The organism is Acaryochloris sp. IP29b_bin.148 (genome assembly GCF_028285565.1).
Lineage (GTDB): Bacteria > Cyanobacteriota > Cyanobacteriia > Thermosynechococcales > Thermosynechococcaceae > Acaryochloris.
In genome coordinates, this window is the sequence record NZ_JANQOY010000182.1 from 1 (window position 1) to 7,217 (window position 7,217).

Annotated in this window: 5 protein-coding genes and 1 pseudogene; 4 read left to right on the forward strand and 2 right to left on the reverse strand. The window is 45.2% G+C overall.

Features of this window, described 5'->3' with window-relative positions:
* On the forward strand, positions 1–2,023 hold a 2,023-nt coding region (locus Q0986_RS16835), incomplete at its 5' end, for a right-handed parallel beta-helix repeat-containing protein (protein ID WP_299413063.1).
* A 38-nt stretch (positions 2,024–2,061) separates the two neighbouring features.
* On the opposite strand, the pseudogene Q0986_RS16840 reads toward Q0986_RS16835, so the two are convergent.
* Positions 2,062–2,755: pseudogene (locus Q0986_RS16840) on the reverse strand (IS701 family transposase); the annotation flags it as partial.
* A gap of 84 nt (positions 2,756–2,839) precedes the next feature.
* On the opposite strand from Q0986_RS16840, the gene Q0986_RS16845 reads away from it, so the two are divergent.
* The 3 genes from Q0986_RS16845 to Q0986_RS16855 all read left to right on the forward strand — a co-directional run bounded on the left by Q0986_RS16845 (position 2,840) and on the right by Q0986_RS16855 (position 5,506).
* Positions 2,840–3,916 carry a beta-N-acetylglucosaminidase domain-containing protein gene (locus tag Q0986_RS16845; RefSeq protein WP_299413065.1) on the forward strand — a complete coding sequence of 359 codons (1,077 nt, stop codon included), beginning with the start codon at positions 2,840–2,842 and terminating at the stop codon, positions 3,914–3,916.
* A gap of 379 nt (positions 3,917–4,295) precedes the next feature.
* Positions 4,296–4,709: a hypothetical protein gene (locus Q0986_RS16850; RefSeq protein WP_299413068.1), complete on the forward strand. Its 414-nt coding sequence runs from the start codon at positions 4,296–4,298 to the stop codon at positions 4,707–4,709.
* Between the two features lie 5 nt (positions 4,710–4,714).
* Positions 4,715–5,506, forward strand: a complete 792-nt coding sequence (locus tag Q0986_RS16855; protein WP_299413071.1) for a hypothetical protein — start codon at positions 4,715–4,717, stop codon at positions 5,504–5,506.
* A gap of 35 nt (positions 5,507–5,541) precedes the next feature.
* On the opposite strand, the gene Q0986_RS16860 is transcribed toward Q0986_RS16855, so the two are convergent.
* Positions 5,542–6,909 (reverse strand): NAD(P)/FAD-dependent oxidoreductase, encoded by a 1,368-nt coding sequence (locus Q0986_RS16860; RefSeq protein WP_299413072.1) that lies wholly within the window; start codon positions 6,907–6,909, stop codon positions 5,542–5,544.
* Between the last annotated feature and the right edge of the window lie 308 nt (positions 6,910–7,217).

Genomic DNA, 7,217 nt, shown 5'->3' on the forward strand with positions numbered 1-7,217 from the left:
AAACACATTTGATACGGGTGTACAAGTGTCAACTCGCTTCCAAGATCATTTCCTGGTATTGGATACGTTTAGGGAGCGCCAAAGCATTCGCCAATTTGAGGCTGCCATGGCCGGAGTTGATCTGGAGGCAGGGGCTAAGTTAGCACAATGGGGCAGGGGGAATCTACGAGCTTTCGGAGGATTGTATTTTTACGATGCTCCTGGTAGCCCCGGTACTGTTGGCTGGCGGCTGCGATTACAGGCTGAACCCACAGAAAATTTTGGCTTGGGACTCGCGGTACAAGATGATGACTTATTTGGGACTAACGTTGTCTTTTCCCTCAAAGCTAGACTACCTGGTATACGCCCACGGAAAGCACTGACGAAAACCGAAAGAGTCATCGCTCGTTTACGAGACTCATGGACCCGAACGGATAGTATCACGATCGATCACCAACAAGAAGTGGAATTTTTGAGCGAGCAATCATCGGGGTTTTTAATGAATCCCGAAGAAGAGCAGCCCTACTTCTTTCAACATGTCACACTCGGCAAAGCCGGAGGGGATGGGACATTTGAAAATCCCTTTGGAACGGTTCAAGCTGCATTGGATGCAACCCGTCGAGATGGCAATGATATCGTCTACGTTGATGGGGAAACAGACATCCCTATTCCAGCCTTTAGAATTCCAGATCGAGTGCAGGTATTATCTCAAGGTCCTAGACAGATTTTGGCTGGAATGCCATTCTCTACCTTTCCCAGGGCAACTGTTCGCCTTTCTTTTGACTCATCAGCAACATTTGAGAATGGTATTTTAGTGGAATTACCCTCCTCAGGTGATGGAAATTTTCCGCAAATTACTGGTGGTGGGCCTGATCTAGTGACACTAGGCAATCGCACAGTGCTCGCTGGCTTTAGGGTGGATGCTGCTGCAGGAAACGGCATTATAGGCTCCAATATTCGCCAGGTAGAGCTGCGCAATAACATTATTACTAATTCCGGGGAGCGAGGCATTTTCCTGGACGATGTTGGGGGAGAAATTGTGATGTTTGATAATGTTGTGACTGGCTCACAGGGAGCTGCGCCTGACTCTGGTCAAGGATTTTTCATCCAAAATACAACAACTTTGAGTGCCAGTGACGTGGTGATTGCTGGATATCAGGCCAATAATAATCGTGTGGGGATAGAAATTGCAGCGATCGGGGATGCTGCAACGACTCAGGTCCCCAGTCAGATTGTTGATATTGGCCCAAGTCGTTCTGAGAATACCAGTATTGGCACTAGTGGAGATGTGCCTATCAATAACACGATCAGCAATAATGCTGATCAGGGATTGCTAGTTAGAGCAGCAAACTTGGGCGCTCAGGAGGTTAGTATCACTAACAGTACGGTTAGCAACAATGGTGGTCCAGGTATTGAAATTGATGGTGGAACTCCAGGAGGTTCTTCCACTGCATTTCAAGAGGTTTTTATTCGTAATAATGTGATTCAAAGTAATAACGGTGCTGGCATCGATATTGAGGCTAACGAAACGGTCTTTCAAGAAGCCGTCATTGACAGCAATGTGATTCGTAGTAATACCGGTGCAGGCATTGTTGCTGAAGCTCGCCAAACCTCATTCCAGGAGTTTATTACTGATGAAGATAATGGCTCGTTTGGTATCAGTAACAATCTCATTTCTAACAACGGTGGACGAGGGATTAATTTAAACTCGTCTGACCTTGCTACCCAAGCTGCCGATATTACTAACAATTCCCTCACTGATAACAACACTACACCCTCTCCAGATGCTGCTGGTATTGCGGTAACGGCTAACGATCTTACCAATAAGACTTGTGTTGTTGTGTCAGGCAACACCGTTCTTGAAGGGATTCGATTGTCAACTACTAGTTTTGGATTTCCTGCCCAAGCGCTATTTCAGGTCGGAGATCGAGATAATCTATCGGTGAATAACAAAAATGCCCCAGTTCAACTTTTGAATTCTGTGACAATGTTGGAAGATTCAGCAGCATTTGACAATATTTCTCAGACTACTTGCTTTCCGTAAAATATTTCTCGCTCTAACGGATTCTGGAGCCTTCTATAACTCATATCTTGCACCAAGATAATTGGAGGTCCAGCCCCAGTTGCTGCATGCGAGGTCTGAGTTGTTCGACATCCGCTATCAACATCATCACCAGTAGATGGGGAACCACAACTCCATCGCCAATCGAGCAGCTTGCCCCCATTCCGGTACCCCTAACATGGCAGTGGTCAGATAAGCCCAATGAGCGAACAGCAGTCCCAATTGAGCAGGAGAGGGAGTGCCTTTACCTCGATAGACCCTAAAGTTCCAAGGCAAACGCCATTTCCCCACAACTAAATACATCACTACTAGATGCAGTCCTCGTTTGCCGTGATACACCCGGATCAAACCTGGCATGGCTTTGAACTTGCCTGTCTTCTCTAGAGTGGTTAAGTCTAGGATCACTTGTAAGTAGGGCTGACGTCCTGGCATCCTGACCTTCAATAGTCGCTCAATGGCCGCTTGACGCACCGCACGAATCACTTGACGGGTGGGCCATTGATACTGATTGAGAAATCGACTGATGGTACTGGCGGATTTAACTTTGCTATGAGCGGGTAAAGATTGACCTGTTGCTTCTAAAAATAACTCCAATAAGGCTTGTAAGGTCTCTTGTTGATAGGGGCTCGGCATCAGATGGAGCAAGGTGTAGACTAGCCCTTGGGCGTGGGCAAGGATGTGTTTTGGCATGCTTGCTTTTGGATATGACTGCACGTCCTTTTCTTATAGTCAGGCCCCTTGGTGCAACATCTTAGTTAATGAAGTGATAAGTTAGTTGGCACATAATGTTCAGAAGCCATGAATGTAGATCAACAGTGGGGATATGGCGTCATTGAAGGCTTTTTTGGTCAACCTTGGACCTGGCAAGCTCGTCTAGATTACGCCAACTTCCTGAAAGCGAATGGATTTCAGTTTTATATCTATGCTCCCAAAGCAGATCCTTATTTGCGAATCCGTTGGCAGGAGCTTTGGCCTGAAGCAACATTCGCAGAATTGAAAAGGTTAGGTGAGCGGTATCGTCAAGTGGGTTTGGCCTGGGGCATCGGCATTAACCTATTTGAAATCTTCTTCCATTACGATCAACAGACGATTCAGCAGCTAACCGCTAAAATTCGATATCTCAACCAATTCCAGCCAGATATTCTCGCTATTTTATTTGATGATATGCGGGGAGATTGCGATCGCATCGCCCCAGTGCAAGCGGAAATTACACACCGGATTACTGAGCTGAGTACAGCCCAGACCTTTATCATGTGCCCGACCTACTACAGCAGCAGTCAGGTTCTGGATCAATTATTTGGGCAACGCCCTCCTCACTATCTAGAAACCTTAGGAAAATCGATTGATCCACAGGTACATATCTTCTGGACAGGACCAGAGATTTGCTCAAGCAGCTATCCCCTTGAACATTTGCAAGAGGTCAGTCAAAAGCTGGGGCGAAAACCTTTTATTTGGGACAACTATCCGGTTAATGACAGTGCCAACATGTGCAACCATCTGCATCTCCGCGCCTTCGAAAATCGGCCTTATCAGATGGCGGAATGGATCTCTGGACATGCGGCCAATCCTATGAATCAGCCCTATCTCTCTCAAATCCCTTTAAAAACGCTGCATTTAAGTTATCAACAACAAGCCCAATATTGTCCACAACAAGCATTACGAGAAGCAGCAAAGTCTCTATGCAGTCAAGACTTAGCAGATATGCTCATGAACGATCTTAGTTTATTTCAAGATCAGGGCTTGGAGCAGCTCAGTCCAGAACACAAAGGGGAGTTAATCACAAAATACCAGTTGATGGCAACTGAATACTCGCAAGAAATTATCCGTTGGCTACAGGGGGATTATCCCTTCTCCCCAGACTGTCTCACAGTATGACCAGCGATTTTTAGACGTCAATTGCAGTTAGTTGTCAAAGGTGATTATACCAATGGCATGTGAGTACTAGAAGCACCTCAATGTTAGTTTAAGCTATTTCGCAGAGCTAGCAAAGCAGATAAAGTCCTTCATCAAAACTCAGTTTATACCGAAATCTTCAAGGAGGAATGAAGAGGCATTGTTTATCATCTTCTCCTGATCTAAGTGTCCCAAGGCTTTAGGCTTTATATTGATCGCTTTAAAAGAGGCATAATAACTACACTTTTAGAGAAGAATTTCATAAGTCGGCGTTAATCTGCATAAAAAATCTAATCTTTAGTGATATGTTATTAGAGCTACAAATTCAATTCAAATAGCCTGAAATTTTAGCTCACTATATATGAGAGAAAGAAAGTATCTTCAGCGAATTCATCTAGTGTTGCTCAGCTTATTCCTTGCACTATATGCTCATTCCGCTTGGTTTGGTGTTCTAGCTCAAAATGAACCGCCTATAGAGCAGCCTCCAGAAATAGGAGGTATCGTACCTCTGCTATCTGACCGAGAATACTTCCTATCCATTGCAGTTTTGATCTTTGGAATATTAGTGATTGCATCAGAAGTCTATTTACTACGGAATAGCTCTGATGAACCCAGAATGATATTGCTGGTCATTGTAACCACCATTATTGTTCTGGCAGGACTTTTTATCATCACAGCTGGACTCAGTACGGAACAAGTCGCGCCAGCTTTTGGTTTATATGGCGCTATTGTTGGATACCTTCTAGGTAAAGAAGGGGGAGAGAAGCAAAAATGAAACCCATGACGAATCATCTATCTAGAATAATTTTTATCTTTTGTCTGATTACAGCAATCTGCGAACAAACTGTATACTCTCGGGAGAGTAATAAAAATACGAGAGAGAGCATACCCAAAGGTTCTGCCACAATACTCACTCCTACGACTCTAGTCCAAGGAGATAATATTCTCATTTCTCAAACATCTGCAGAGCGTAGAGATTATCCGCAAGAAAATATTAACCAACACAATAATGAAGACTTGTTTGAGTCTGTAGAGAAGCAGGACAATCCGCCTACAAGTGCTGACAGCAACAACAATAAAGACTTATTTAAAACTGTGGAAGAGCCTAATCATCTGCCCACAAGTACGAACAGAATCAACCCTAAAGGTTCATCAGAAAGCCCTCCTATAGCCCCTAAAACTCCTCTTGCAGAGCCTAACAGTCTTCCTGCACCTAAAGAAGCTGAAAGCCCTTCTGAGGCATCCGAAAGCTCTTCTGTAAAACAAGACTTTTTATACGAAGCTGCCCCTCCAACCCAATCCTATATCGAGGTTTTAAGTGGCACTCACAATAACACTAATATTCAGTATTTTCTAGGAAAAGACCGCCAGGCATGGAAAAAAGAGGAGATAGCGAAAGGTCAGGTTCATACGGTTAGATGTAGAGAATATCCCTTCCTTAAGGTGGAGACCAAAATAAATAATCAGACTTCACAGAAAATTTATCAACTTCAATGTCAGTCTCGGTATACCTTTATGTGGAATAGTAGTCACAAAAGGTGGGAACTCCGAAAAATTAGAGATATAAGATAGAGCTTTATGCCGTAAGCCTATTGTTCTATGAGCATTCAGCTGTTTGTGGCAACTGATTTTGATTGAGCTGATTTTTGCTTGGCCAACATTCTTTGATTAGACCAGCGAATCAGAGAGAACCAGGACTTAAAGCGATCGCAAATTTCTGCATAGGGCATGGAGGTTTTCGATAGCAGCGTCGAAGGCGTGGGGCTGAACCGGTTGGGAAATCGCTGGTTGAGTTTGCCCTGCATCATCATGGCTACGCTGAATAGGCTGGAGACCCATTTAGCCTGTGGCCTTAGGAGGATATTTAGCTCAGTAATCGCATGCCCTTCTTTCACCTGGAGAGCTGAATACTGGGGCAGGGCGTCCTGGAGCTGATCTTCAGAAGCTTGCAAGCACCGATCCAAAGCCACAACATCGGCAAAAGCAGCCTGACACCCCTGAGCAAGGAAGGAGGACATAGCATGGGCCGCATCTCCCACTAGAACCGCTTGTCCAGTCTGATCATGGTAGCGATCACAGTGCGTTTCTAGAATACTGGAGGGACGTCGTTCGCAAAACGCTTGAGCAGCTGCATCACTCACTTGTAGCCCCGGCAACCATTGTTCAAAGATCATCTTTTGCAAGTCAGTGGGAGTTTCGATGCCTGGAGGATTGTTCTGGGCCTGATCAGGGGCTTGCCCCCAAAATATCAACAGACAGAATTGATCATCCAGCTCTGGAATTGCCGCGCCTGAGATTTGAATCGGGAGAGCCTTCGCATCTGTAGCTGGAGATGTCACGCGAAAGAAATAAGAAGTGTCAGCCGCAAACGCCTGAGGTTGTGGCAGGTGCAAAGCTTTCCAGACCTTATCAAAATAAGACTGTTGAAAATCAAAGCCAGGTTGTTTCAAGAGAGCGGCTTTGACCACAGAATGAATTCCATCTGCCCCCACCAATAGATCATAAGGTTGTTCCATAGACTGGCCATCTTTGGCAGCCAACGTCACTTGATGGGCTTTGAGATCGACCTTTGCACAAGCAGTGTCAAAGTTAAGATGCAGGCCAGGATACTTTCGTTTCTCTAATTCATCCAAAAGAGCTGAGCAGAGATGGTTGCGATTAATCAGTAGGCTATATTTTTCTACACCGGAACTACGTTCAAAGACCTGCCATTGTTGCCGTTTCTTACTGTAGACTCCCGTTTTACGAATGGCGACCCCCCGCTGCTCAACCGCAGACCACAAACCATCAATTGCCTTGAGGTCTGTTTGTCCACGTTCAGTGAGGCTAAGGACAAAGGCTCGTTGATCGGATCTTAATTTTCTTGGATCACTGCGTTGCTCATAGATAAAGACTTGGTAGTGTGATGAGCGAGCCAGAAGGCGATGGGCTAGCAACAGTCCAGCAGGCCCTGCTCCAATAATCACAACGTTCATCGTTAATCCTCGCTATCTAAGCTTGAGTCAATAGAGCACGGATAGAAAGAGCACTAAGGGAAATAGTTGACTATCTTGTTTATTGCTCTAGGTTCTCGCAGGATTGCATGGCTCTAAGGACGACAAAGAGTGGCGCCTGGATTCAGCATACATCGTGTTGACGAGAAGGTTGAAAGCGCTTCGCAGCTTTGGCATCTCGCTTTGCTGTGAGGGCACTGTTCATTTCAGGGTTACAGATCTAGCCCACCTTTGAGCGACATACAGACATTTTGAGATCTTGGGTATGGCAATCAGGGATACTCAATCAA

Bases quoted from the DNA above. Each gene is read 5' to 3' on its own strand.
- Q0986_RS16845 (WP_299413065.1), top strand. From the start codon at position 2,840: ATGAATGTAGATCAACAGTGGGGATATGGCGTCATTGAAGGCTTTTTT.
- Q0986_RS16850 (WP_299413068.1), top strand. From the start codon at position 4,296: ATGAGAGAAAGAAAGTATCTTCAGCGAATTCATCTAGTGTTGCTCAGC.
- Q0986_RS16855 (WP_299413071.1), top strand. From the start codon at position 4,715: ATGACGAATCATCTATCTAGAATAATTTTTATCTTTTGTCTGATTACA.
- Q0986_RS16860 (WP_299413072.1), bottom strand. From the start codon at position 6,909: ATGAACGTTGTGATTATTGGAGCAGGGCCTGCTGGACTGTTGCTAGCC.